Origin of the sequence: Photobacterium sp. GB-1, assembly GCF_003026165.1 — a bacterium.
GTDB lineage: Bacteria > Pseudomonadota > Gammaproteobacteria > Enterobacterales > Vibrionaceae > Photobacterium.
Map to the genome: position 1 here is coordinate 13,141 of NZ_PYOB01000024.1, position 25,203 is coordinate 38,343.

The 25,203-nt window shown below is 42.0% G+C and carries 22 protein-coding genes; 20 read left to right on the plus strand and 2 right to left on the minus strand.

The annotated features are described in order from the left end of the window. The first annotated feature begins 149 nt into the window (after window positions 1–149). The 3 genes from C9J45_RS17800 (at window position 150) to C9J45_RS17810 (ending at window position 1,755) form a co-directional block, all read left to right on the plus strand. On the plus strand, window positions 150–470 hold the full coding sequence (locus C9J45_RS17800; protein ID WP_105060868.1) for a YqcC family protein: 321 nt from the start codon (window positions 150–152) through the stop codon (window positions 468–470). Between the two features lie 9 nt (window positions 471–479). Next, window positions 480–1,217, plus strand: coding sequence for a tRNA pseudouridine(65) synthase TruC (truC, locus tag C9J45_RS17805; protein WP_105060867.1), 738 nt, complete (start codon window positions 480–482; stop codon window positions 1,215–1,217). 91 nt (window positions 1,218–1,308) lie between these two features. Further along, complete coding sequence (locus C9J45_RS17810) at window positions 1,309–1,755, plus strand: flavodoxin (RefSeq protein ID WP_107207727.1); 447 nt, start codon at window positions 1,309–1,311, stop codon at window positions 1,753–1,755. Between the two features lie 57 nt (window positions 1,756–1,812). On the opposite strand, the gene glnD is transcribed toward C9J45_RS17810, so the two are convergent. Together glnD and map are read right to left on the minus strand one after the other, a co-directional pair. After that, entirely contained in the window at window positions 1,813–4,434 is a 2,622-nt protein-coding gene (gene glnD, locus C9J45_RS17815; RefSeq protein WP_107287841.1) for a bifunctional uridylyltransferase/uridylyl-removing protein GlnD, read from the minus strand. A 127-nt stretch (window positions 4,435–4,561) separates the two neighbouring features. After that, complete coding sequence (gene map / locus C9J45_RS17820; protein WP_107207725.1) at window positions 4,562–5,401, minus strand: type I methionyl aminopeptidase; 840 nt, start codon at window positions 5,399–5,401, stop codon at window positions 4,562–4,564. Window positions 5,402–5,768: 367 nt separating this feature from the next. On the opposite strand from map, the gene rpsB reads away from it, so the two are divergent. The 17 genes from rpsB (at window position 5,769) to accA (ending at window position 25,164) form a co-directional block, all read left to right on the plus strand. After that, on the plus strand, window positions 5,769–6,497 hold the full coding sequence (gene rpsB / locus C9J45_RS17825) for a 30S ribosomal protein S2 (RefSeq protein ID WP_005371655.1): 729 nt from the start codon (window positions 5,769–5,771) through the stop codon (window positions 6,495–6,497). A gap of 117 nt (window positions 6,498–6,614) precedes the next feature. After that, complete coding sequence (gene tsf, locus C9J45_RS17830; protein WP_107207724.1) at window positions 6,615–7,460, plus strand: translation elongation factor Ts; 846 nt, start codon at window positions 6,615–6,617, stop codon at window positions 7,458–7,460. An 89-nt stretch (window positions 7,461–7,549) separates the two neighbouring features. After that, window positions 7,550–8,278, plus strand: a complete 729-nt coding sequence (gene pyrH, locus C9J45_RS17835) for a UMP kinase (protein ID WP_005371658.1) — start codon at window positions 7,550–7,552, stop codon at window positions 8,276–8,278. 77 nt (window positions 8,279–8,355) lie between these two features. Beyond that, window positions 8,356–8,913 (plus strand): ribosome recycling factor, encoded by a 558-nt coding sequence (frr, locus tag C9J45_RS17840; protein WP_107207723.1) that lies wholly within the window; start codon window positions 8,356–8,358, stop codon window positions 8,911–8,913. A gap of 75 nt (window positions 8,914–8,988) precedes the next feature. Next, complete coding sequence (locus tag C9J45_RS17845) at window positions 8,989–9,750, plus strand: isoprenyl transferase (protein WP_107287842.1); 762 nt, start codon at window positions 8,989–8,991, stop codon at window positions 9,748–9,750. 100 nt (window positions 9,751–9,850) lie between these two features. Continuing rightward, on the plus strand, window positions 9,851–10,699 hold the full coding sequence (locus tag C9J45_RS17850) for a phosphatidate cytidylyltransferase (protein ID WP_107207721.1): 849 nt from the start codon (window positions 9,851–9,853) through the stop codon (window positions 10,697–10,699). A gap of 58 nt (window positions 10,700–10,757) precedes the next feature. Then, entirely contained in the window at window positions 10,758–11,954 is a 1,197-nt protein-coding gene (ispC, locus tag C9J45_RS17855; RefSeq protein WP_107207720.1) for a 1-deoxy-D-xylulose-5-phosphate reductoisomerase, read from the plus strand. After that, the gene (gene rseP / locus C9J45_RS17860; protein ID WP_107207719.1) at window positions 11,951–13,306 is read left to right on the plus strand and encodes a sigma E protease regulator RseP; all 1,356 of its coding nucleotides are present in this window, start codon (window positions 11,951–11,953) and stop codon (window positions 13,304–13,306) included. The genes ispC and rseP overlap by 4 nt, the downstream gene beginning before the upstream one ends. A 35-nt stretch (window positions 13,307–13,341) precedes the next feature. Further along, on the plus strand, window positions 13,342–15,768 hold the full coding sequence (bamA, locus tag C9J45_RS17865; protein WP_107207718.1) for an outer membrane protein assembly factor BamA: 2,427 nt from the start codon (window positions 13,342–13,344) through the stop codon (window positions 15,766–15,768). 17 nt (window positions 15,769–15,785) lie between these two features. Then, entirely contained in the window at window positions 15,786–16,295 is a 510-nt protein-coding gene (locus tag C9J45_RS17870) for an OmpH family outer membrane protein (RefSeq protein WP_107207717.1), read from the plus strand. 113 nt (window positions 16,296–16,408) lie between these two features. After that, on the plus strand, window positions 16,409–17,437 hold the full coding sequence (lpxD, locus tag C9J45_RS17875; RefSeq protein ID WP_107292829.1) for a UDP-3-O-(3-hydroxymyristoyl)glucosamine N-acyltransferase: 1,029 nt from the start codon (window positions 16,409–16,411) through the stop codon (window positions 17,435–17,437). A gap of 93 nt (window positions 17,438–17,530) precedes the next feature. Further along, window positions 17,531–17,986, plus strand: a complete 456-nt coding sequence (fabZ, locus tag C9J45_RS17880; RefSeq protein WP_005371673.1) for a 3-hydroxyacyl-ACP dehydratase FabZ — start codon at window positions 17,531–17,533, stop codon at window positions 17,984–17,986. Continuing rightward, window positions 17,983–18,771, plus strand: a complete 789-nt coding sequence (gene lpxA, locus C9J45_RS17885) for an acyl-ACP--UDP-N-acetylglucosamine O-acyltransferase (protein ID WP_107207715.1) — start codon at window positions 17,983–17,985, stop codon at window positions 18,769–18,771. The genes fabZ and lpxA overlap by 4 nt, the downstream gene beginning before the upstream one ends. Then, window positions 18,771–19,913: a lipid-A-disaccharide synthase gene (gene lpxB / locus C9J45_RS17890; RefSeq protein ID WP_105060854.1), complete on the plus strand. Its 1,143-nt coding sequence runs from the start codon at window positions 18,771–18,773 to the stop codon at window positions 19,911–19,913. The genes lpxA and lpxB overlap by 1 nt, the downstream gene beginning before the upstream one ends. Window position 19,914: 1 nt before the next feature. Then, complete coding sequence (rnhB, locus tag C9J45_RS17895) at window positions 19,915–20,526, plus strand: ribonuclease HII (protein WP_107247522.1); 612 nt, start codon at window positions 19,915–19,917, stop codon at window positions 20,524–20,526. A gap of 128 nt (window positions 20,527–20,654) precedes the next feature. Continuing rightward, on the plus strand, window positions 20,655–24,134 hold the full coding sequence (gene dnaE / locus C9J45_RS17900; protein ID WP_107207713.1) for a DNA polymerase III subunit alpha: 3,480 nt from the start codon (window positions 20,655–20,657) through the stop codon (window positions 24,132–24,134). A gap of 70 nt (window positions 24,135–24,204) precedes the next feature. After that, window positions 24,205–25,164, plus strand: coding sequence for an acetyl-CoA carboxylase carboxyl transferase subunit alpha (gene accA, locus C9J45_RS17905; protein WP_005371685.1), 960 nt, complete (start codon window positions 24,205–24,207; stop codon window positions 25,162–25,164). The last annotated feature ends 39 nt before the right edge of the window (window positions 25,165–25,203 follow it).

The window sequence follows — 25,203 nt, forward strand, 5'->3', positions numbered from 1 at the left end:
ACTTTTGCGGTGAGCCAAGCATACCTATTAACTAAAGGATTTATATTGGGTAGGCTAAAGGTTTTATAACCGCGATGCTAAGACGCTTGAATTACTTGGGGCATCTCGTTTCAAGTGCTATTCTGCGCGGCTTACTATCAGGGGGGAAGATGGATAAATATCATCATAGTCAACGTTTACTTGAAGAATTAGAGTTGGTACTACGTCAACATTCTCATTGGCAGTTAACGCCTCCTGATGAGCAGTTACTTACAAGCACTGAACCATTTGCAATTGATACATTAGATTGCCACCAATGGTTACAATGGATTTTTATTCCCAAATTCGGACAACTGATTGCTTTACAATTACCGTTACCAGCACAGTTTGAGATTAGTCCTTATATTGAAGAAGCAATGAAAGAAAAAGTAGGTGTTAACGATATTTTATCGGTCACACGTCAGCTAGATTTACTATTTAAACAACACTGAGTGAATGTAATGGAACTTGAAATTTTATATCGCGATGACTATTTGATTGCGGTTAACAAGCCTGCCGGTATGTTGGTTCACCGTTCATGGCTAGATAGTCATGAGACTGTTTTTGTGATGCAAACATTGCGAGATCAAATTGGCCAGCATGTCTTTCCATTACATCGTTTAGATCGCCCAACATCGGGTGTTTTGTTGTTTGGATTATCCAGTGAGATTGCATCACAAATGATGCCACTTTTTGCTGGGCGCGATATGCATAAAACGTATCATGCCGTGGTGCGTGGTTGGATAAAAGAAGCGGCAGTGCTCGATTATCCGTTGAAGGTTGAGCTTGATAAGATCGCTGATAAAAATGCATCAGAAGAGAAAGAAGCACAACCAGCTGTAACGGCTTACGAGCCATTAGCAACGGTTGAAACAGATATTGCGGTAGGGCGCTACTCAACCAGTCGCTATTGTTTAGTTGAAATGAAACCAGAAACTGGGCGGAAGCACCAGCTACGTCGACATATGCATCATTTAAGTCATCATATTATTGGTGATGTAAATCATGGTGATGGACGCCATAACCGTATGTTCCGTGAACATTATGATTGTCACCGTTTAATGCTGCATGCATCAAGATTACAATTTGATCACCCGATCACAGGTGATTCTATTGATATTCGTGCAGATATTGATGAGACGTGGCGTAAAGTCATGACTGCGTTTAATTGGTCCCCCAATCTATTAGTGCGAGACTAATTGAAGTTTAATTATATCGGATCATAGTGCTTGATTTTTAAGCTTATCATTGCCACATTGGTGATAGTTTATAGTGGCAATGGAGGGCATTATGGCTCGATTAGGTATTTTTATCGGATCTGTTTATGGTGGTGCGGAAGATCTGGCAGAAGCATTAGCAGAGAGTGCGACGTCAATTGAAACGCAGGTCTATTTTGACCCCACGCTAGATGATTTTCTTGATTACAAAGATGATAATGTACTGATCATTTCATCGACAACGGGACAGGGTGAGATCCCTGAAAACTTGTTACCGCTTTATGTTGCATTGCAAGATCAATTCCCTCTCTTACCTCAACAGCAATTTGGTGTGATAGCGTTAGGGGATTCAAGCTATGGTGAAGATCGCTTTTGTGGTGCTGGGCGTCAATTTGATGCGTTATTAGTGGAGTTAGGCGCTAAACCTGTACAAGATCGCCTTGATATTGATGCGGGCATCCATTTTGAGCCGTTAGATGTCGCTAAAGGTTGGTTTGACACCTTTATTGCACAGATATAAAAGAGAAAGCCTGCAGTAATTGCAGGCTTTGTTATTTTTACCCTAATACGTTATCGGTTATGCGTGTTGATTGATTGTGCGTATTAGCGACGCTTCCAATACTTCTTGCTGCTCAACGCTAAGATTACAACCTTGATCATTAACCAGAATAAAGAAGTCCTCAGCGCGCTCACCAATCGTGGTTATTTTGGCCGCTTGCAAACTAATATTGTGTTCGGCAAATACAGCTCCCACTTTGGCTAATAATCCTGGCATGTCTAACGCAACTAATTCCATCATCGTTTTCTTGCCTGTTTTGGTCGGTAGAAAACTGACTTTAGTTTTTACATTAAAGTGTAATAGCTTACGTGGTGCTCGACGGATTTTTCGTTCAGATTTCATCACGGTTAACGCTTTGGTTAACGTGCGTCGAATAGTGGTATGACGGTTTTCATTGATTGCTTTACCGTTAGGATCTAACACCATAAAGGTATCAAGTGTGTAACCATCTTTACTATTCATTATTTGCGCGTCATGGACACTTAAGTTCTTTTTATCTAGCTCTGAAACGACGATAGCAAAAAGCTTGGCTTTATCTTTGCTATACACGAATACCTCAGTACCGCCACGGGTTGCTTTTTTACTGAGTAAGATGAGCGGTTTGTCATGATCGTGCGTGAGTAATGCTTCAGCATGCCACGCCAGTTGTTTGTGGGTATGGCGAAGAAAGTAATCAGCTTTAAAGCGTTGCCATAACACTTCAATTTCTCGTGGCTGAAAACCTTTACTACGTAGCATAGCAGAGGCTAATTGTTGATTGTGACGAATACGGTCACGCACATCTGGTGTATTTTCTAAACCGCGACGTAATGCTTTTTGGGTTGAGTGGTAAAGCTCGGAGAGGAGAGTGCGCTTCCAACTGTTCCATAAGTCTTGGTTCGTGGCACAGATATCAGCAACGGTTAAGCAGACTAAATAGTCCAGACGTTCTTCATCTCGCACTTCTTTAGCAAATTCAGTGACCACTTCGGGATCGTAAATATCGCGACGTTGTGCGGTTACTGACATGAGGAGGTGTTTTTTAACTAACCATGAAACAATATTTGCTTCTGGTCGTGATAGCCCATGTTGGATACAAAATTCATAGGCATCGACAGCACCGAGTTCAGAGTGATCGCCTTTTCGACCTTTGGCGATATCGTGAAAAATAGCCGCTAGAATTAATAATTCTTTCTTAACTATGCGGGGATAGATCTCACAGCAAATCGGGTGACGTTGTTGATTTTCTGGATCGCTAAATTTATTCAGGTTTTTGATCACACGAATACTGTGTTCATCGACGGTATAAACGTGGAATAAATCAAATTGCATTTGCCCAACAATGTGGCTCCATTGCGGTAGATAAGCGGATAACACGCCGTGACGATGCATCAAGCGAAAGGCTTTTTGCAAGGCGTTGGGTTGTCGGACCAACTCCATGAACTTTTCACGAGCGGTTGGGATTTCAATTAGGAAGAGATTCAGTCGCCGACGGGCGGTGCGAAGTTGACGCAGTGTTGGCGCCGCAATACCTTCAATCTCAGAGTTTTTAGCAACATGAAGGAACATATCTAAAATAGTTTCAGGGCGAGCTTGGAATAGCGCTGGCTTGGTGGCTTCAATTAAATGCCCCCTAATTTGAAAGTCTTCATCAAGTACCGTGGGTACGGTATCTTTTGGTTGAGTAATAATCGCTTGTTCAAATAGCTGTAGTAGCATTTTATTGAGTTCGGCTACTCGACGAAGCGTACGGTAGAACTCTTTCATCATCATTTCAACATGGCGATTACCTTCACCTTGATAACCTAAGTTGTTAGCCACTGATGCCTGATGATCAAAAGTAAGGCGATTATCATAACGACGAAGTTCGATATGTAATGCAAAGCGAATTCGCCACAGCTCATTTTGACATTCAACCAGTTCACGATACTCAGCATCAGTTAAAAAACCATGGCGACTCATTTCAAATAAGCTGGTGGCGCCAAAGTGTCGGCGTGCAACCCAACTTAAAGTATGAATATCTCGCAGTCCGCCAGGGCTAGATTTTATATCAGGTTCTAAATTGTAGGTGGTATCGTGATAACGAGCGTGACGTTTTTTTTGTTCTTCTAACTTGGCTTTATAAAACGTATGACTTGGCCAGAATGCGCCATCATTAATGGATTCAATAAGGTGATTATAGGTGCCTTTATTGCCGCATAAATAACGGGCTTCGGTTAAGTTTGTTGCAACGGTTAGGTCATTTTTGCCTACATCAATACATTCAGCAACAGTACGGACACTTTGTCCTACTTCTAATCGAAGATCCCACAGTAGCGTAATAAATTCACTGACTTTAGTGCCAATCTCATCGCTAATGGGTTGTTCACTTAAAATTAAAATATCGACATCCGAAAGGGGATGAAGCTCACCACGGCCATAACCACCGACGGCAACAAAAGCTAAATCTGATTGCTGTGAAAATCCATAAAAATGCCATAAACGTTGTAGTAGTTGATCTATATAGTTACTGCGAGCGGTAACTAGATCGGCAATAGGGACATGCTGAAAAAAACTTTCTTTTTGTTGTTCTGCAAAGGTGGTTAATGCATTACGTAAATTATCGAGGGTGATGTCTTGATCAAGGTAACGATCAAGTTGAAGAGAGAGGGTATCTGTCATGGCAGTCCGTGCTATTGCTAAATCTTATCTTTACTATAACGACTACCAGTGAGGAACAACATGTATAGGGAGAAAAAAACCGACACAGAAGGTCGGTTTTTATGATCGTGTTAACGAAGTCGGTATGTTATGCGTTATGCATAACGCGTGGAAGTGTCTCTTCTGTACGAAGTGTTAAAATTTCACAACCATCTTTTGTCACTAGCAGGGTATGTTCCCACTGTGCTGATTTCTTACCATCGACAGTGTAAACAGTCCAACCGTCTTGATCATCAGATTCACAACCGAATTTACCGGCGTTGATCATTGGCTCGATAGTGAAACACATGCCTTCTTTTAGTACGGTACGATCGCTGTTTTTGTAGTGAACTACTTGTGGTTCTTCGTGGAACTCATTTCCGATACCGTGACCACAGTAATCTTTAACAATAGAGAAACGGCTATTACCAGATTTGATAAACTTCTGAATAGCGGTACCAATATCACCGACACGAGCACCTGGTTTTACTTTTTTAATGGCTAAGTAAAGGCTTTCTTGTGCCACTCGACATAGACGCTTGTCTTCAAGTGATACTTCACCTACTTCAAACATTTTTGATGTATCGCCATGGTAACCATCTTTAATAACGGTTACGTCGATATTAATAATGTCACCATCTTTTAGCACTGCAGGCTTAATGTACTTGCCATTTGCTTCTGGTACTTCTTCATCAGTTAGTGCTGGAATACCATGACAGACTACGTGGTTAATTGAAGTACAGATTGATTTTGGAAAACCATGATAATTCAGTGGTGCTGGAATAGCTTGCTGATCTTTAGTGATGTAGTCATGACAAATACGGTCAAGCTCTTCTGTAGTTACACCAGCTTTAACGTGGGGTTCGATCATTTCTAGCACTTCAGCAGCCAAACGGCCCGCAACGCGCATTTTTTCAATTTCTTCAGCCGTTTTGATCTTAATGCTCATATAATCGTCTCTATTTGTATGTTTTGCTATAACACTATATTACCAGTCGCTTAGGGCTAATGGAAAGATAAGATTCATTCTCATAACCAGATTTGACTAGATTTAGCGCCTAAATATGTGGTATAAAGCGCGCCGTGATCGGTAATTTTGTTTCTTTCGATAACATATGTTTTTGCGTAAGCACTAATATTAGATACGAAGGTGCGACTTGATTGAGTCACACATACTTATTTTATTATTCACACATATCGACACATCTGCCGGGGTGCTCGGTTACCTAATAAGGTAACAATAGCTTTATATAGTTATTATCGGGTCGGTTTTAAGGTGGGATATGTGGACGCCTAACCCCATAGAGGATTATTCAATGGCAACTGTATCAATGCGCGACATGCTTCAGGCTGGTGTACACTTTGGTCACCAAACTCGTTACTGGAACCCAAAAATGAAGCCATTCATTTTCGGCGCTCGTAACCGTGTACACATCATCAACCTAGAAAAAACTGTACCAATGTTCAATGCAGCACTAGCTGAAATTGAAAAAATTGCAGCTCGTAAGGGTAAAGTTCTTTTCGTTGGTACTAAGCGCGCAGCTAGCGAATCAATCAAAGAAGCAGCAATCAGCTGTGATCAGTACTACGTAAACAACCGTTGGTTGGGTGGTATGTTGACTAACTGGAAAACTGTTCGTCAATCAATCAAGCGTCTTAAAGATCTTGAAGCTCAATCTACTGATGGTACTTTCGACAAGCTAACCAAGAAAGAAGCGCTAATGCGTACTCGTGAAATGGAAAAGCTTGAGAAGTCACTAGGTGGTATTAAGAACATGGGCGGCCTACCAGACGCAATGTTCGTAATCGGCGCTGACTGTGAGCACATCGCAATCAAAGAAGCTAACAACCTAGGTATCCCAGTATTTGCTGTTGTTGATACTAACTCTGATCCAGACGGCGTTGACTTCGTTATCCCAGGTAACGATGACGCAATCCGTGCGATCCAGCTTTACACTGGTGCTGTAGCTCAAACTGTTAAAGAAGCTCGTAACCAAGATATCGCTGTTCAAGCTGAAGAAGACGGTTTCGTAGCTGAAGCTTAATAAGTACTTGTTACTTACCGAGCCTCTTAAGTTACCTTGTGTAAACTAAGAATGGTTACCAGGGGCCGATAGGGCCCCTGATTTTTACTCGAAGAATTAAATCTGAGGATTATGACAATGGCAACAGTTACAGCTGCCCTAGTTAAAGAACTGCGCGAGCGTACTGGCGCAGGTATGATGGATTGTAAAAAAGCGCTTGTAGAAGCTAATGCTGATATCGAGCTAGCGATCGAAAACATGCGTAAGAGCGGTGCTGCAAAAGCTGCTAAGAAAGCAGGTAACGTAGCAGCTGAAGGTACTATCATCATCAAAGAAGCTGCTGGTAAAGCTGCTCTTGTTGAAGTTAACTGCCAAACTGACTTCGTTGCTAAAGACGGTAGCTTCCTAGCATTCGCTAACGAAGTTGCTGATGCAGCACTTGCGAACCATGCGTCTATCGAAGAGCTTCAAGCACAATTTGAAGAAGCACGTATCGCGTTAGTTGCTAAGATTGGTGAGAACATCTCTATCCGTCGTGTAGATTACATCGAAGGCGAGAAAGTTTCTGCTTACACTCACGGTGCTCGTATCGCTGTTGTTGTTGCTGGTAACGGCGACGAAGAAACATTAAAGCACATCGCAATGCACGTTGCTGCATCTAAGCCTGAATACGTTAACCCATCTGACGTACCAGCAGACGTAGTTGCTAAAGAGCGTGAAGTTCAAGTTGAAATCGCAATGAACGAAGGCAAGCCTAAAGAAATCGCTGAAAAGATGGTTGAAGGCCGCATGAAGAAGTTCACTGGCGAAGTTTCTCTAACTGGTCAAGCTTTCATCATGGAACCAAAGAAAACTGTTGGTGAAGTACTGAAAGAAACTGGTGCTACAGTAACTAACTTCATTCGTCTAGAAGTTGGTGAAGGTATCGAGAAAGCTCAAGAAATGAGCTTTGCAGAAGAAGTAGCAGCTGTTCAGAAGGGTTAATCCTTCTTTATAAGAATGCCAAAGACCGTAGCCAAGGCTGCGGTCTTTTTACAACTCCATATCTCAAGTTAGCCTGGAAGGTAAAACACATGACCACAAACCCAAAACCAACTTATCAACGAATTTTGCTTAAGCTAAGTGGTGAAGCACTACAAGGCGAAGAAGGTTTCGGCATTGACGCACAAGTTCTTGACCGTATGGCTCAAGAAATCAAAGAACTCGTTGAACTGGGTGTTCAAGTAGGCCTAGTTATTGGTGGTGGTAACTTATTCCGTGGTGCTGGCCTTGCAGAAGCAGGTATGAACCGAGTTGTGGGCGACCACATGGGTATGCTAGCAACTGTAATGAACGGCTTAGCAATGCGTGATTCTTTGCATCGTGCCTATGTGAACGCTCGAGTGATGTCTGCTATTCCTCTCAATGGTGTTTGTGATAACTACAACTGGGCTGATGCAATTAGCCAGTTACGCCAGGGCCGTGTCGTAATTTTCTCTGCAGGTACTGGTAACCCATTCTTTACTACTGATTCTGCAGCATGTTTACGTGGTATCGAAATTGAAGCTGATGTTGTACTAAAAGCGACCAAAGTGGATGGTGTTTACACAGATGATCCAGTTAAGAACCCAGATGCAGTACTTTGTGATAAGCTAAGCTACCAAGATGTACTTGAAAAAGAATTAAAGGTAATGGATTTAGCGGCCTTTACACTTGCTCGTGACCACAATATGCCAATTCGTGTCTTTAATATGAATAAACCAGGCGCACTACGTCGCGTAGTGATGGGTGAGCAAGAAGGTACGCTAATCACTAGCGCTTAAGCAAAAGTGGGCAACTGATTAATTGAAAAAAGTACGATTACTTTTTTACTGTGACCGAATTATCAAGGGTATTTATCGTGATTAACGAAATCAAACAAGACGCGCAAGTGCGCATGGAAAAGAGTGTTGATGCACTACGAAATCAACTAGTAAAAATCCGTACAGGTCGTGCTCACCCAAGCCTACTTGATACGATTCATGTTGAGTACTACGGTGCGAACACTCCGTTAAACCAAGTGGCAAACGTGGTTGCTGAAGATGCTCGTACTCTTGCTATCACTGTATTTGACCGTGAACTAGCACCAAAAGTAGAAAAAGCGATCATGATGTCGGATTTGGGTCTAAACCCAATGTCTGCAGGTACTGTGATCCGTGTTCCTCTTCCACCACTTACAGAAGAGCGTCGTCGCGATCTTGTTAAGATTGTACGTGCAGAAGCTGAGCAAGGCCGTGTTGCTGTTCGTAACATTCGTCGCGATGCAAATGCAACGGTTAAAGGTCTACTAAAAGATAAAGAAATTTCTGAAGACGATGATCGTCGTGCACAAGATGAAATTCAGAAATTAACCGACGATGCTATTAAGAATATCGATGCAGTTCTTGAAGTAAAAGAAAAAGAGTTAATGGAAGTTTAAAACTATATTCGTTAGGTTTTAAATGGCTAGAGGCGCTGTGCGTGCAGCACAGCGCCTTTTTTTTGAGGGATAGAGATGGCAGAGCATTCAATCGAGGCTGGGCTTTCGGCAGATTGTCTTCCTAAACACATTGCTGTGATTATGGATGGTAATGGTCGTTGGGCAAAAGCCAAAGGCAAAGCTCGGGTGTTTGGTCACAAGGCTGGCGTAGAAGCCGTGCGAAAAACAGTCTCTACTGCTAATCGTCTTGGTATAAAAGCTTTGACACTATTTGCTTTTAGTAGTGAAAACTGGCGTCGTCCCGAGGCGGAGGTTTCACTATTGATGGAGCTCTTCATGACGGTATTAAGTCGTGAAGTAAAAAGATTACATAAGAATAATATTCAATTACGTATTATTGGTGATAAGCGTCGTTTTAGTCAGCGCTTACAAGATAAAATTTCAGCGGCAGAGGAATTAACCGCTGACAATACCGGTATGGTATTGAACATTGCAGCAAATTACGGCGGGCAATGGGATATTTTAGAAGCGGCTAAAAAGCTAGCTCAGCAGGCTATTGATAATGAACTTGATCTCGCAACCGTAACGGAACAAGATTTAGAGTCAGGGCTCTCAACGTATGGGTTACCAGAGGTTGATCTATTGATCCGTACCAGTGGTGAGTGCCGAATTAGTAACTTTATGTTATGGCAGGTAGCTTATGCGGAGTTATTTTTCACAGAAGAGCACTGGCCTGATTTTGATGAATCAAGTTTATTGAATGCTATTGCTTGGTTCGTGACTCGTGAACGCCGTTTTGGCTGTACTGGCGAACAAATACAAGCATTGTTAAAATAAGAGTTATTACTTTTCGCCAATGCACAGTGATGTGTGTTGGCGTTATTATTTACAGTAAATATGGCCTTTGCCTATACAATAATTATATAGAGGACGCAGTTTGCTAAAGCAACGAATTATTACCGCATTAATCCTCGCACCACTTGTTATTGCGGGGATCTTTTTCTTACCATTTCCAGCCTTTGTGGCAGCCATTGCGGCAATAACATTATTGGGTTTTTGGGAATGGACACAGTTTATTAATACATCATCTCGCATCCGTGCAATGATTCTACCTGTGATTGCATTAGGTGCTAGCCTAGTGTTATTACCAGTAGATACAGCGTCTCTTTCGGCGATGAGTAATGGGTTACATGGCATGTTATTAGTAGGCGGAATATGGTGGCTAATTGCATCTATATTAGCGATTACATATCCTAAAACTGATAAGTTATGGGCATCTAATTCTTTTGTTAAACAGATTTTTGGCTTGTTAACACTACTCCCGTTTTTTTGGAGTATTTTAATGTTACGTGCTGTAGATTACAGCATCGATTCGTATCATGGTGCTAAACTTGTTCTATTGGTTTGTTTCTTAGTTTGGTCTGCAGATACTGGCGCATACTTTTCAGGTAAGCGTTTTGGTAAGCATAAAATGGCGCCAGCCGTTAGCCCAAATAAAACGATTGAAGGTTTAGTCGGTGGGGTAATTTTAGCTGTTATTATTACTTGGCTAATGGCCCAACTTCTTTCTATCCCGTTTGTCTCAATTTCAAGCTTGTTATCGATAGCTATTATTACTGTTGTCATCTCTGTGCTTGGTGATTTAGTTGAAAGCATGTTTAAACGTGCTTCTGGCGTTAAAGATAGCGGTAACATATTACCCGGACATGGTGGCATATTAGATCGTATTGATAGCTTAACCGCAGCAATACCTGTTTTTGCATTACTTTATCTTTGGTTAATGTAAGCCACCTCTTTTCTAAGGCAGCCATTACGCTGCCTTTTTTGTAAATGTAAGTGATTTTATGCGTAAGTTAACGATCCTAGGAGCGACGGGCTCAATAGGTAGCAGTACTTTAAATGTCGTTGCTAAAAACCCTGAGCTATTTGAAGTAGTAGCACTTGCTGCTGGTTCAAATGTTGAAAAAATGTTTGCGCTTTGTCAGCAATGGCAACCGAAATTTGTCGCAATGTTTGATAGTAAGGCTGCAGCAGAATTGGCGACCTTATTAAAGCAGCAAGAAATTGCTACAACAGTGCTTAGTGGTGAGCAAGGTGTTTGTGAAGTCGCAGCACTTGATGATGCCGACACTGTAATGGCGGCGATTGTTGGCGCAGCGGGTTTATTACCAACAATGGCTGCAGTGAAAAAAGGTAAACGTATTTTACTTGCTAATAAAGAAGCGCTGGTGATGACTGGGCAAATGTTCATTGATGCTTGTGAACAGTATGGCGCTGAATTATTACCTGTTGATAGTGAGCATAATGCAATTTTTCAATCGTTGCCGACCAATATTCAGCAGTGTATGGGACGTTGTGATTTATCAGCATCAGGCGTGAGTAAAGTGCTATTGACGGGGTCTGGTGGTCCGTTTCGATACACTGATATTGCAGAGTTAGATAATGTGACACCAGCGATGGCGATTGCTCATCCTAATTGGTCAATGGGACCAAAAATCTCTGTGGATTCAGCCACAATGATGAATAAAGGTCTAGAGTATATTGAAGCACGCTGGTTATTTAATGCCAGTCGTGAGCAAATGGATGTCATTATTCATCCGCAGTCTGTTATTCACTCAATGGTGCAATATAAAGATGGTTCTGTTATTGCACAAATGGGGTTACCCGATATGTGTACGCCGATTGCTTGTGCAATGGCATACCCAGAGCGTGTCGATGCAGGCGTTGCTCCGCTTGATTTTAGTCAAATTGGTGAATTTACTTTTATGAAACCAGACTTTGATCGTTATCCATGTTTAAAGCTCGCTATTGATGCGTGCTATCAAGGGCAAGCGGCAACAACGACTTTGAATGCTGCTAATGAAATGGCTGTTGCGGCATTTTTAGCAGGTGAAATTTGCTTCACAGATATTGCTAAAGTGAACCAAAAAGTGCTAGAAATAGCCGTGCTTGTTGAACCTCACAATATTGCAGAGGTAATGGAAATAGATAAACAAGCTCGTCAACTTGCTTCAGATGTCATCACCAAGGAATTTGCATGATTGAATTTATCCGCAATTTAAGTGCTTTTTTAGTTGCTCTAGGAATATTGATTGCTGTCCATGAATTTGGTCACTTTTGGGTTGCTCGCCGTTGTGGTGTATATGTTGAACGCTTTTCGATTGGTTTCGGTAAGGCACTTTTTCGTCGTAAAGGAAAAGACGGAACAGAATATACATTGGCAATGATCCCGCTGGGCGGCTATGTAAAAATGCTTGATGAGCGGGTAGAAGAAGTGCCTGCAGAAAAGCGTCATATGGCGTTTAATAACAAAAAACTTTGGCAACGAAGTGCAATTGTTGCTGCCGGTCCTTTTGCTAACTTTATTTTTGCTATTTTTGCATATTGGGTTGTGTATCTTATTGGGGTTCCTGCATTAAAGCCGTTTATTGGTGAAGTGGCTCCACAATCGATCGCGGCACAAGCAGGAATTACACCTGGAATGGAACTTAAATCTATTTCAGGAATCGAAACATCAGATTGGGAATCAGCCAATATGGCAATGGTTTCTCATATTGGTGATAAGAGCATGGTGATCACAGCGACAGAGCCTGACAGTAATGTCATCGTGACGCGCACTTTAGATCTATCTCATTGGTCTTATGATCCTGAGTCTCAGCAAGTACTAAAAACATTAGGTATTACGCCTTATCGGCCTAAAATTACGTTAAATGTCGCGCAATTGGTTGATAATAGTGCTGCAGTAGATGCAGGATTTAAATTAAATGATAAGATTGTAGCAATTGATAAAAAGCCTGTAACTGAATGGCAGCAGTTTGTTGATGCGGTGCGTACGCACCCTGAGCAACCGCTTTCAGTTGAAGTGTTGCGAGATGATGAACCAGTGATGTTATCATTAGTTCCTCGTAGCAAGGTTGAACCAGATGGTAATCAAGTTGGCTATGTAGGATTAGCACCTGCGATTGAACCGTGGCCTGAATCTTATAAAGTAAACTTGCAGTTTGGTCCAATTGAAGCTGCGGTTAAAGCAACAGAAAAAACTAAGCAATTAGTGACGCTAACTTTTGATATGGTCACTAAACTGTTTACAGGTGATGTTGCAATTAAAAACCTCAGTGGACCGATATCCATTGCAAAAGGTGCAGGAATGACCGCCGACTTTGGTCTGGTCTACTTTCTTGGATTTTTAGCACTGATAAGTGTCAATTTAGGTATAGTTAATTTGTTACCGCTTCCGGTGTTGGATGGAGGACATTTAATGTTTTTCGCCATTGAAGCTGTAACCCGTCGTCCTGTATCAGAACGAATTCAGGATATTGGCTATAGAGTGGGATCAGCCGTTTTGGTTGCGTTAATGGCCGTTGCGCTATTCAATGATTTTACCCGTCTTTAATAATGCGTTTTTAGCAAGGAATAATCAGAACAGTAATGGCGATTAAAAAACTGTTGGTCGCATCGCTGCTTTTAACCAGTAGCGTTGCGCATAGTGCGGAAGATAAATTTGTAGTTGATAACATTCGTTTTGAAGGACTTCAGCGTGTTACGTTAGGTGCGGCATTGTTAAAAATGCCTGTCCGCGTTGGAGATACTGTTGATCAACAGGATATTTCAGAACTAATAAAATCACTTTATTCTTCAGGCAACTTTGAAAATATTCGAGTATATCGTGACGGCAATACGCTTCAGATCGATGTAACAGAGCGTCCTACTATTGCTGATATTACTTTCTCAGGTAACAAAGCAATCAAAGCTGAGCAGCTAAAAGAAAATTTAGAAGCATCAGGTTTACGAGTGGGTGAAGCACTTGATCGTACGACGTTACGAAAAATTGAAAAAGGGCTAGAGGATTTCTATTACAGTGTTGGTAAATACAACGCAACGGTAGAAGCTGTTGTTACGCCTCTGCCTCGTAATCGTGCTGATATTAAATTTGTTTTCACTGAAGGTGTGTCTGCAAAAATTAAGCAGATTAACATTTTAGGTAACCATGTTTTCAGTGATGACGAATTACGCAGCAAGTTTAAACTAAAGGACGATGTGCCTTGGTGGAACTTCATGGCGAATGAAAAATATCAGAAACAAGTATTACAAGGTGATTTAGAAACACTGCGCTCTCAATACTTGAATAATGGTTATTTGAAATATCGACTTGATGATACACAAGTGTCTATTTCTCCGGATAAAAAAGGCGTGTATATCACTCTTAAAATCCATGAAGGGCATCAATATAAAGTTAAGAATGTACAGTTCCGTGGTGATGTTGCAGGTCGCGTTGCTGAGTTCGATAAGCTGGTAACATTTAAGAATGGCTCTGTATATAACGGCGCTGCAGTTACATCGCTAGAAGAAGCGATTAAGCGTAAGCTTGGTGAAGAAGGTTACGCTTACCCGAAAGTAACGACATACCCTGAGTTTGATGATAAGACCAATGAAGTATCATTGGTTGTTAATGTTGAACAAGGCAAACGTATTTACGTTCGTAATATCGAGTTCCGTGGTAATACCAATACGAAAGATGAAGTTTTACGCCGTGAAATGCGTCAAATGGAAGGTACTTGGTTAAATGCGAAGAAGATTGAAACAGGTAAAGCACGTTTAAACCGAACGGGCTTCTTTGAAAATGTTGATGTACAAACGGTACGAGTACCTGGTTCTGATGATCAGGTTGACATTAAGTACAACGTGAAAGAAGCCAATTCTGGTAGTGTTAACTTTGGTGTTGGTTACGGTACTGAATCAGGTATTAGTTTCCAAGCCGGTTTAACTCAAGATAACTTCTTAGGCACGGGTAATCGTTTTGGTATCAATGCGATGACGAACGATTATTCGAAAAATATCAGTCTTGAGTACAATGATCCTTACTTCACGATAAATAACGTAAGCTTGGGTGGTAAGATTTACTATAACGAGTTTAAAGCTTCTGATGCCAATATCTCGGATTACACCAACCAAAGCTACGGTACAAGCTTAACGTGGGGCTTCCCATTTAATGAGTTGAACTACTTTAACTTTAGTTTGGGTTACGATCACAATAAGATTTCGAACACTCAAGATTATTACCAAATTCAGCAGTTTAAAAAGATTCATGGCTTTGATCTCGATAGCGATAGTGCGATCACCCTTGATGATTTTAGTTGGACATTTGGCTGGACACGCAACAACTTAAACCGAGGTTACTTCCCAACCTCTGGTAACCGCCAAGACTTCTCATTTAAGATGACAATTCCTGGTTCTGACTCACAGTACTTCAAAGCGCAGTACAACGTTCGTCAATACATACCATTAACAGAGAGCCAAGACTTTAGCTTATTACTACGTGGTAAGTTGGGTTACGGTAATGGCTACGGTAAAACGGATAATGGTAGCGATCAGCTAATGCCATTCTATGAAAACTTCTATGCCGGTGGCTTTAGTTCAATTCGTGGTTTCCGTTCAAATACTGTAGGTCCAAAAGCGGTATTTGTTGGTGGTTGTGGCGTTAATGGTCAAGGTAATAACAACTGTGCGACAGGTACTGATGATGCAGCAGGTGGTAATGCCATTGCGCTTGCAAGTATGGAGCTAATTGTTCCAACGCCATTTGCTTCTGGTGAGTTGAAAAACCAAATCCGTACCAGTTTCTTTGTTGATGCTGGTTCTGTTTGGGATACAGAATATAACCTGAATTATAAGAGCAGCGATGGTCAAAAACTGGCAAATTACTCAGATCCAGGTATGATCCGCGCTTCTGCCGGTGCAGCTTTACAGTGGATGTCGCCAATGGGTCCACTTGTATTCTCGATTGCGAAACCAATCAAGAAATATGAAGGGGATGATGAGGAATTCTTCACATTCACTATTGGTCAGACATTCTAATTTTGAGGAGAGAACTTTTGAAACAATGGATTAAAGCAGCAAGTCTTGGCTTGGTAATTCTATCTTCGTCTATGTACGCAAATGCAGCGGAAGCTGCTCAAAAAATTGGTTACGTATCTACTGGTCAAGCAATGTCTGAGTTAGCTCAGCGTTACAAGGTTCAAGAGAAGTTAAAGAAAGAATTCAGTGGTCGTGTTGCGGCTCTACGTTCTATCGAAACTAAGATGAAGACCAAGATTGATAAATTGAAGCGTGATGGTGAACTAATGAGTTCAGATCAACGTCAAAAGCTTCAACGTGAGCTTGCTCAACTTGATTCTGATTACAAACTAAAAGCACAAGCACTTGCTGAAGATCAACGCCGTCGTGGTATGGAAGAAGAGCAGAAGCTTGTTAAGAAAATCCGTACAGCGATTGATACAGTAGCAGAGAAAAACGGTTATAACATCGTGCTAGATGCACAAGCTGTTTTATTCGCAAATAAGAAAGATGATCTTTCTTCTAAAGTGATTGCTGCGGTAAAATAATCAGTAATATGAAGCAATAATGATTGGTATATCGTTATTTTCACGATATACCAGTTTTTAGTGTATCTAACAGCCACTTTTGTGGCTGTTGTTACAATAGGTATAAGGTAAATATGGCTGCAATCACACTTGCTAAACTAGCTGAAAAATTAGGTGCAGAGCTTCAAGGCGACGGCTCGGTGGAAATTCATTCTATTGCTGGGATGAGCAAGGCAGTGGAAGGTCAAATAACGTTCCTTTCTGATAGCAAATACCGTAAGCAACTTGCTGATTGCAAGGCTGATGCAGTAATGCTACGAGAAGCGGATGTCGAATTCTTCCAAGGTAATGCACTGGTTGTAAAAGATCCTTACTTAAGCTACGCATTAGTTGCACAACTATTAGATACAACGCCAGCAGCAGCAACCGAGATAGCGGCATCTGCATTTGTAGATCCAACGGCTATGCTTGGTAATAACGTTGCTATTGGCCATAACGCAGTGATTGAAGCGGGTGTTACCTTAGGTAATAACGTGCAAATTGGTGCAGGTTGTTTTATCGGTAAAAATGTGGTCATTGGTGATAACACTAAATTATGGGCCAATGTCACTATCTACCACAATGTAAAGTTAGGTAGCGATTGTTTAGTGCAATCAAGCACGGTTATTGGTGCCGATGGTTTCGGTTATGCGAATGATAAAGGTGAGTGGGTAAAAATCCCTCAACTGGGCTCTGTGCGTATTGGTAATCGTGTCGAAATTGGTTCATGTACGACGATTGACCGTGGTGCACTCGATGACACCATTATTGAAGACAATGTGATCATTGATAACCAAATGCAAATCGCCCATAACGTGCAGATCGGATATGGTACAGCGATGGCGGGTGGTACAATTGTCGCTGGTAGCACCAAAATTGGTAAATATTGTATTATTGGTGGTGCATCAGTATTAAATGGCCATATCAACATTGCTGATGGTGTAACCATCACTGGTATGGGTATGGTAATGCGAAGTATTGAAGAAAAAGGCATGTACTCTTCAGGTATTCCATTACAAACAAACCGCGAATGGCGTAAAACTGCAACGCGTGTTCATCGTATTGATGATATGAACAAACGTTTAAAAGCTGTTGAAAAAGAACTCGCAGCGAAAGGTAAGTAAGTTTTTACGTTTAATTGATGTGCCTACCTTGTGTAGGCCGTTTTGCATTGATATTGAATATTATTTTATTCTTTCTAATACAGGTATTTAGTTTTGACCAGCGAAAATAAGACGCTAAACATCACAGAAATTCAGGAACTGCTTCCTCATCGTTATCCTTTCTTAATGATTGACCGTGTTACTAATTATGATGAAGGCAAAACGTTAACAGCAATCAAAAATGTTTCTGTCAATGAGCCTCAATTTACTGGTCATTTCCCTAATATGCCGGTATTTCCAGGTGTAATGATTTTAGAAGCGATGGCACAAGCAACAGGTCTACTTGCATTTAAAACCTTTGGTGCACCTGCTGAAAATGAACTGTACTACTTTGCAAGTATCGATAAAGCAAAGTTTCGTAAGCCTGTAGGTCCTGGTGATCAGCTTATTTTAGATGTTGAATTTATCAAAGAGCGTCGCGGTATTGCGCTATTTAATGGCGTAGCAACAGTTGACGGCGAAGTGGTATGCTCAGCTGAACTTAAATGTGCACGACGAGTATTCTCATGATCCATGAAACCGCACAAATTCATCCGTCAGCAGTGATTGAAGACGGTGTAAAGATTGGCGCTAATGTCAAAGTTGGTCCCTTCACTTATATTGCCACTGATGTTGAAATTGGTGAAGGCACTGAAGTGATGTCACACGTTGTGATTAAAGGTCCAACGGTGATCGGTAAAGACAACCGTATATTCCCATTCGCCGTGATCGGTGAAGAGTGCCAAGATAAGAAATATCAAGGCGAAGCAACACGTCTTGTGATTGGTGATCGCAATGTGATCCGTGAAAGTGTTCAAATGCATCGCGGTACAGTACAAGATAAAGGTGTGACTATCGTAGGTAGTGATAACCTTTTCTGTGTCAATGTACATATTGCGCATGATTGTGTTGTGGGCGATAACATTATCATGGGCAATAACGCGACATTAGCAGGTCACGTAACAGTTGAAGATTACGCGATTATTTCTGCACTATCGCCAGTACACCAATTCTGTACTGTCGGCGCACATAGTTTTATCGGCGGCGGCTCTATTGTTGTTCAAGATGTGCCACCATTTGTAATGGCGCAAGGTAACCACGCGAAACCGTTCGGTATTAATATCGAAGGCTTAAAGCGTCGTGGTTTTGAAAAACCAGAATTACATGCTATTCGTCGTGCATATAAAGAAATTTACCGTTCAGGTAAAACGCTAGCTGAAGTAAAACCTGTACTTGAAGAAATGAGTAAAGATTATCCTTCAATTGGCTTATTCCTGAAACTATTTGAAAACTCGACACGCGGTATTATTCGCTAATGACGAAGCCACTTCGAATAGGAATTGTCGCCGGAGAAATCTCCGGCGATATTTTAGGTGCAGGTTTTATTAAAGCTGTTAAAGCCAAATACCCAGATGCTGAATTTGTTGGTGTTGCAGGTCCTCGTATGCAGGCAGAAGGCTGTGAAGCGCTGTTTGATATGGAAGAGCTCGCGGTGATGGGGATTGTTGAAGTATTAGGTCGCTTACCTCGCTTATTTAAGGTCAAAGCAGAGCTTGTTAAATACTTTAGCGATAACCCGCCAGACGTTTTTGTTGGTATAGATGCCCCTGATTTTAACTTACGCCTAGAAAAAGATTTAAAAGAAAGCGGTATTAAAACCGTGCATTATGTCAGCCCATCGGTATGGGCATGGCGCCAAAAGCGTATCTTTAAAATCGAAGCTGCCACCAACCTTGTGCTTGCTTTCTTGCCATTCGAAAAAGCGTTTTACGATAAGTTTAATGTGCCTTGTGAGTTCGTCGGGCACACCATGGCAGATGCTATTCCATTGCAAACCGACCAAGGTGCTGCACAAACATTATTAGGCTTAGATCCTGATAAACGATGGCTTGCGGTATTACCCGGTAGCCGAGGTAGCGAAATGGAAATGCTCGCGCCACCGTTTATCGAAACGTGTAAAAAGCTTAAGGCTAAACATCCTGATTTAGGTTTTGTCGTTGCACTGGTTAATCAAAAACGTCGAGCACAATTTGAGCAAGCGTGGCAACAAACGGCACCGGATCTTGATTTCGTGCTGGTGGATGATACTGCTCGTAATGTAATGATTGCTTCAGATGCTGTATTGCTCGCATCGGGTACAGTTGCATTAGAATGTATGTTAGTGAAGCGTCCGATGGTGGTGGGCTATAAAGTGAAACCATTAACGGCGTGGCTGGCTAAGAAAATGCTTAAAACTAAGTATGTTTCATTGCCAAATATTCTCGCAGATGAAGAGTTGGTCACCGAGCTTTTACAAGAAGATTGCACGCCAGAGAAGCTCTATCATGAAGTGGATAAAATGCTATATGGTGACACTTCTGAGCTGATGTTGAAATTTGAGCAGATGCATAAAACCATTCGTTGTAATGCTGATGAGCAAGCAGCAAATGCCGTCCTTGCCTTGATTGATAGAGCGTAAAATGGCTGAGAAAAAAGAGTTTGAACCTTTTGTTTACCCGCAAGCAAATTGTATTGCTGGGGTGGATGAAGTCGGTCGTGGGCCATTAGTTGGCGCAGTGGTGACTGCGGCTGTGATTTTAGATCCGAATAATCCCATTGAAGGTTTAACGGATTCTAAAAAATTGACCGAGAAAAAACGCAATTTGTTGTTTGATGAAATCAAAGAAAAAGCGTTGTCTTGGTCATTAGGTCGTTGTGAAGCGGACGAAATTGATAAGTTGAATATCTTGCAAGCAACGATGGTTGCGATGCAGCGCGCAGTAGCAGGCTTAAGTGTAAAGCCAGATTACGTACTTATTGATGGTAACAAAGTACCTGAATTACCGATGGCGGCACAGGCTGTGGTGAAAGGGGATTTACGTGTTGCAGAGATCAGTGCCGCGTCCATTATTGCTAAAGTGACCCGTGATCGTGAAATGGAAATATTAGATGCTGAGTTTCCGCAGTACGGTTTTGCTAAACATAAAGGTTATCCAACCAAAGCACACTTTGAAGCATTAGAGCAATACGGCGCAATAGATCAGCATCGTAAGAGCTTTAAACCCGTAAAGCGAGTATTGGGTTTAGACTAAACGATTTTTCTTTTTACAGACTAATGGCATAGCTATTCGCTATGCCATTTTTTTGTTTGCTCAATACCTCTCATACCTTGTTTCAGGTATAATTTTCATAATTAAGTTACGTAATAAATTAGGTTGTCATGGCAGAACCACGTTTTATCCACCTTCGTGTTCATAGTGATTATTCGATGATTGACGGTTTGGCGAAAGTAAAGCCAATCGTTAAAAAGGCATCAGAACTTGGTATGCCTGCACTCGCAATGACAGACTTTACTAACCTATGTGGTTTAGTGAAGTTTTACTTTGCTGCTCATGATGCCGGAATAAAGCCAATTATCGGTGCTGATTTCAAAGTACAGTCAGCAGAGATGGGCGATGAACTATTTGAACTCACCATTCTTGCTGCCAATAATGAAGGTTATAAAAATCTTACGTTATTGATTTCTGAAGCCTACCAACGAGGTCATGTACAGCATCAGCCTGTTATTGATAAAGAGTGGCTCGTGAATCACCGTGAAGGGCTTATTATCCTATCCGGTGGTAAAAATGGTGACGTGGGTAAAGCTTTATTAAAAGGCAACCAGAACATGGTTGATAGCTTGGTTGCTTTTTATCAAACCCATTTCCCAGATAGTTATTATTTGGAATTAGTACGCACAGGGCGTGCTGATGAAGAAGCCTACCTTCACTTTGCGATTGAGCTGGCAGAAAAAGCCGATTTACCTGTTGTCGCTACCAATGATGTTCGTTTACTCACTGCCGATCAGTTTGACGCACATGAAATTCGCGTTGCTATTCATGATGGCTATACCCTTGTCGATCCCAACCGTCCGAAACTTTATAGCGCACAGCAGTATCTTCGTAGTGAAGAAGAAATGTGCGAGTTATTTGCTGATATCCCAGAAGCACTACAAAACTCAGTTGAAATCGCAAAGCGTTGTAACGTAACCGTTCGATTAGGTGAGTATTTCTTACCTAATTTCCCAACGGGTGATATGACAATTGAGGACTTCTTGATTGTTAAATCCAAAGAAGGACTCGAAGAACGTTTAGAATTTTTATTTCCCGATCCAGAAGTGCGTGCTGCTCGTCGTCCTGAATATGATGAGCGTCTAGATATCGAATTAAAAGTTGTTAACCAAATGGGATTCCCAGGTTACTTCTTGATCGTAATGGAATTCATTCAGTGGTCGAAAGATAACGATGTACCAGTAGGCCCAGGCCGTGGTTCAGGTGCGGGCTCATTGGTTGCTTACGCGCTGAAAATCACCGATCTAGATCCGCTGGAGTTTGACTTACTTTTCGAGCGATTCTTGAACCCTGAACGTGTTTCCATGCCCGATTTCGATATCGATTTCTGTATGGATAAGCGTGATTTGGTTATCGATCACGTGGCTGAAATGTATGGTCGTGATGCGGTATCACAGATCATTACGTTCGGTACCATGGCAGCCAAAGCGGTTATTCGAGATGTTGGTCGTGTGCTAGGTCACCCGTATGGTTTTGTTGATCGCATTTCAAAGTTAGTGCCAGCAGAGCCTGGGATGACACTCGCCAAAGCGTTTGATGCCGAACCTCAATTAGGTCAAGCCTATGATGCGGATGAAGAAGTTCGCGACTTGATTGATATGTGTCGCATTCTTGAAGGGGTAACGCGTAACGCAGGTAAACACGCTGGTGGTGTGGTTATCTCGCCAACAACCATCACCGACTTTGCTCCCTTATATTGTGATGCAGAGGGTAATAACCCCGTTACTCAGTTTGATAAAAATGATGTTGAAACTGCGGGTTTAGTTAAATTCGACTTCTTAGGTTTACGTACATTAACCATTATTGATTGGGCATTAGCGCTAATTAACCCACGTTTGGTTGAACAAGGCAAAGAGCCTATAAATATCGCCGCGATTCCAATGGATGATCCTAAATCCTTTGCGATGTTGCAGCGTTCAGAATCAACCGCGGTATTCCAGCTCGAATCCCGTGGTATGAAAGATCTGATCAAACGTCTTCAACCCGACTGTTTTGAAGATATGATCGCTCTGGTGGCACTATTTCGTCCCGGTCCGCTCCAATCAGGCATGGTAGATAACTTTATTGACCGTAAGCACGGCCGAGAAGCGGTGTCTTATCCTGATGAAAAATGGCAGCATGAGTCATTAAAAGAAATTCTCGATCCGACTTACGGCATTATCTTGTACCAAGAGCAGGTAATGCAGATCGCGCAGGTGCTGGCGGGTTATACCCTTGGCGGCGCGGATATGCTTCGTCGTGCGATGGGTAAGAAAAAGCCTGAAGAAATGGCGAAACAGCGAGCCGTGTTCGAAGAGGGCTCGATAAAAAATGGCGTCGATGGCGAGCTATCAATGAAAATCTTTGACTTGGTAGAGAAATTTGCCGGTTACGGATTTAACAAATCGCACTCAGCCGCCTATGCATTGGTGTCTTATCAAACCTTATGGTTAAAAGCACATTACCCTGCCGAATTTATGGCAGCGGTAATGACAGCCGACATGGATAATACGGACAAGATCATTAGCTTGGTTGACGAATGTCACCGTATGAAGCTAAAGCTGCTGCCGCCGGATGTTAATAAAGGTCTATATCGTTTTAATGTTGATGAAGACGGTGCCGTTGTTTACGGTATCGGTGCGGTAAAAGGGGTCGGTGAAGGCCCGATTGAAAATATTATTAGTGCCCGTGAAAAAGGTGGCCACTTTAAAGATTTATTTGATTTCTGTGCCCGTATTGATACTAAAAAAGTCAATAAACGTGTCTTAGAGAAACTGATTAAGTCGGGTGCGATGGATCGTTTAGGGCCTAATCGTGCAGCGATGCTGGCAACTTTAGATGATGCGATAAAAGCCGCGAGTCAGCACCACCAAGCCGAAGCCTTTGGTCAAGCCGACATGTTTGGCGTATTAACGGCCGCCCCTGAAGAAGTTGAGAATAAGTATGCTAATATCCCTGAAGCACCAGATAAAGTCTGGTTGGAAGGGGAGCGTGAAACATTAGGCTTATACCTAACAGGTCACCCTATAAATGCGTATCTCTCAGAATTAAAACATTACACCACATGGCGTTTAAAAGATGCGCAGCAAACAGGACGTGATAAGGTAGCGTCTGTTGCTGGGCTTGTTATTGCCGCCCGTGTAATGACAACCAAACGTGGGACCAGAATTGGTTTAATGACGCTTGATGATCGTTCAGGTCGAATGGAAGTCATGCTATTCTCTGATGCCTTAGATCGTTATATTGATCTGCTTGAAAAAGATAAAATTGTGGTGATATCAGGACAGGTCAGCTTTGATGATTTCAATGGTGGCCTTAGAATGTCTGCACGTGAAGTGCTCGATATATCAGAAGCGAGAGAAAAGCATCTCCGTGGTCTTGCTATATCTGTAACAGAACAGCAGATTGATGAGCAGTTTTTTGCCCGTTTCAGCCAAGTGTTGGAACCACACAGAGCAGGTACTGTGCCTGTTAATGTGTACTATCAGCGCTCGAATGCCCGTGCCAAACTCACTTTAGGAACAGAATGGCGAATAACGCCAGCCGATCAATTAATATCGGATCTAAAAACACTCCTAGGTGATAAGCAGGTCGAGCTTGAGTTTAATTAAATGCGCTTAATGTTTATGATAGGGTAGTTAAGTCCCTATCATCATCATAAGCAAAAGGATTTTAAGTGGTATGAGCCTGAACTTCCTCGAGTTTGAACAACCGATTGCAGAGCTAGAAGCAAAAATTGAAGCATTACGTGATGTATCTCGTCGTGATGAGTCTAATTCGGTTGATCTAGAAAAAGAAATTGAGCAACTAGAAAAGAAAAGCCTAGAGCTTACCAAGAAAATCTTTGGTGATCTTGGTGCATGGCAGGTTGCGCAACTCGCACGCCATCCTCAGCGCCCATATACTTTTGATTATGTCGAGCACATGTTCGAAGAGTTTGATGAATTGGCAGGCGATCGCGCGTTTGCTGATGATAAAGCGTTAGTCGGTGGTATTGCCCGTATTGATGGCCGTCCTGTTATGGTGATTGGTCATCAAAAAGGCCGTGGTACGACTGAGAAGGTGAAGCGTAACTTTGGCATGCCTAAGCCAGAAGGTTACCGTAAAGCATTACGTTTAATGAAAATGGCAGAGCGCTTTAATATGCCTGTGATTACCTTCATTGATACAGCTGGTGCATATCCTGGTGTCGGCGCTGAAGAGCGTGGTCAATCAGAAGCTATCGCGATGAACCTAAAAGTTATGGCTGGCTTGAAAGTGCCTGTTATCTGTAATGTGGTGGGTGAAGGCGGCTCTGGCGGCGCATTAGCGATCGGTGTGGGTGATTGCGTTAATATGCTGCAATACTCAACCTACTCTGTTATTTCACCTGAAGGTTGTGCATCAATCTTATGGCGTGATTCAGACAAAGCACCGCAAGCGGCTGAAGCAATGGGTATGACAGCTCCTCGCTTAAAAGAGTTGGAGCTGATTGATAACATCATTGAAGAGCCACTGGGTGGCGCTCACCGTAATGTGTTACTAATGGCAAATACATTAAAAGCACAACTTAAGGCAACATTGGCTGAACTGGATGAATTAGATACTGAGACGTTACTTGAACGTCGTTATCAGCGTCTAATGAGTTATGGTTACTGCTAAAAAGTTGGTGTAACGTTTAGTAAAAGGTCAGCAATTAAG

What these genes read in the sequence shown, in the direction of transcription:
- C9J45_RS17800 (WP_105060868.1), top strand. Translation starts at nt 150, where the DNA reads ATGGATAAATATCATCATAGTCAACGTTTACTTGAAGAATTAGAGTTG.
- truC (WP_105060867.1), top strand. Translation starts at nt 480, where the DNA reads ATGGAACTTGAAATTTTATATCGCGATGACTATTTGATTGCGGTTAAC.
- C9J45_RS17810 (WP_107207727.1), top strand. Translation starts at nt 1,309, where the DNA reads ATGGCTCGATTAGGTATTTTTATCGGATCTGTTTATGGTGGTGCGGAA.
- glnD (WP_107287841.1), bottom strand. Translation starts at nt 4,434, where the DNA reads ATGACAGATACCCTCTCTCTTCAACTTGATCGTTACCTTGATCAAGAC.
- map (WP_107207725.1), bottom strand. Translation starts at nt 5,401, where the DNA reads ATGAGCATTAAGATCAAAACGGCTGAAGAAATTGAAAAAATGCGCGTT.
- rpsB (WP_005371655.1), top strand. Translation starts at nt 5,769, where the DNA reads ATGGCAACTGTATCAATGCGCGACATGCTTCAGGCTGGTGTACACTTT.
- tsf (WP_107207724.1), top strand. Translation starts at nt 6,615, where the DNA reads ATGGCAACAGTTACAGCTGCCCTAGTTAAAGAACTGCGCGAGCGTACT.
- pyrH (WP_005371658.1), top strand. Translation starts at nt 7,550, where the DNA reads ATGACCACAAACCCAAAACCAACTTATCAACGAATTTTGCTTAAGCTA.
- C9J45_RS17845 (WP_107287842.1), top strand. Translation starts at nt 8,989, where the DNA reads ATGGCAGAGCATTCAATCGAGGCTGGGCTTTCGGCAGATTGTCTTCCT.
- ispC (WP_107207720.1), top strand. Translation starts at nt 10,758, where the DNA reads ATGCGTAAGTTAACGATCCTAGGAGCGACGGGCTCAATAGGTAGCAGT.
- rseP (WP_107207719.1), top strand. Translation starts at nt 11,951, where the DNA reads ATGATTGAATTTATCCGCAATTTAAGTGCTTTTTTAGTTGCTCTAGGA.
- bamA (WP_107207718.1), top strand. Translation starts at nt 13,342, where the DNA reads ATGGCGATTAAAAAACTGTTGGTCGCATCGCTGCTTTTAACCAGTAGC.
- lpxD (WP_107292829.1), top strand. Translation starts at nt 16,409, where the DNA reads ATGGCTGCAATCACACTTGCTAAACTAGCTGAAAAATTAGGTGCAGAG.
- lpxA (WP_107207715.1), top strand. Translation starts at nt 17,983, where the DNA reads ATGATCCATGAAACCGCACAAATTCATCCGTCAGCAGTGATTGAAGAC.
- lpxB (WP_105060854.1), top strand. Translation starts at nt 18,771, where the DNA reads ATGACGAAGCCACTTCGAATAGGAATTGTCGCCGGAGAAATCTCCGGC.
- rnhB (WP_107247522.1), top strand. Translation starts at nt 19,915, where the DNA reads ATGGCTGAGAAAAAAGAGTTTGAACCTTTTGTTTACCCGCAAGCAAAT.
- dnaE (WP_107207713.1), top strand. Translation starts at nt 20,655, where the DNA reads ATGGCAGAACCACGTTTTATCCACCTTCGTGTTCATAGTGATTATTCG.
- accA (WP_005371685.1), top strand. Translation starts at nt 24,205, where the DNA reads ATGAGCCTGAACTTCCTCGAGTTTGAACAACCGATTGCAGAGCTAGAA.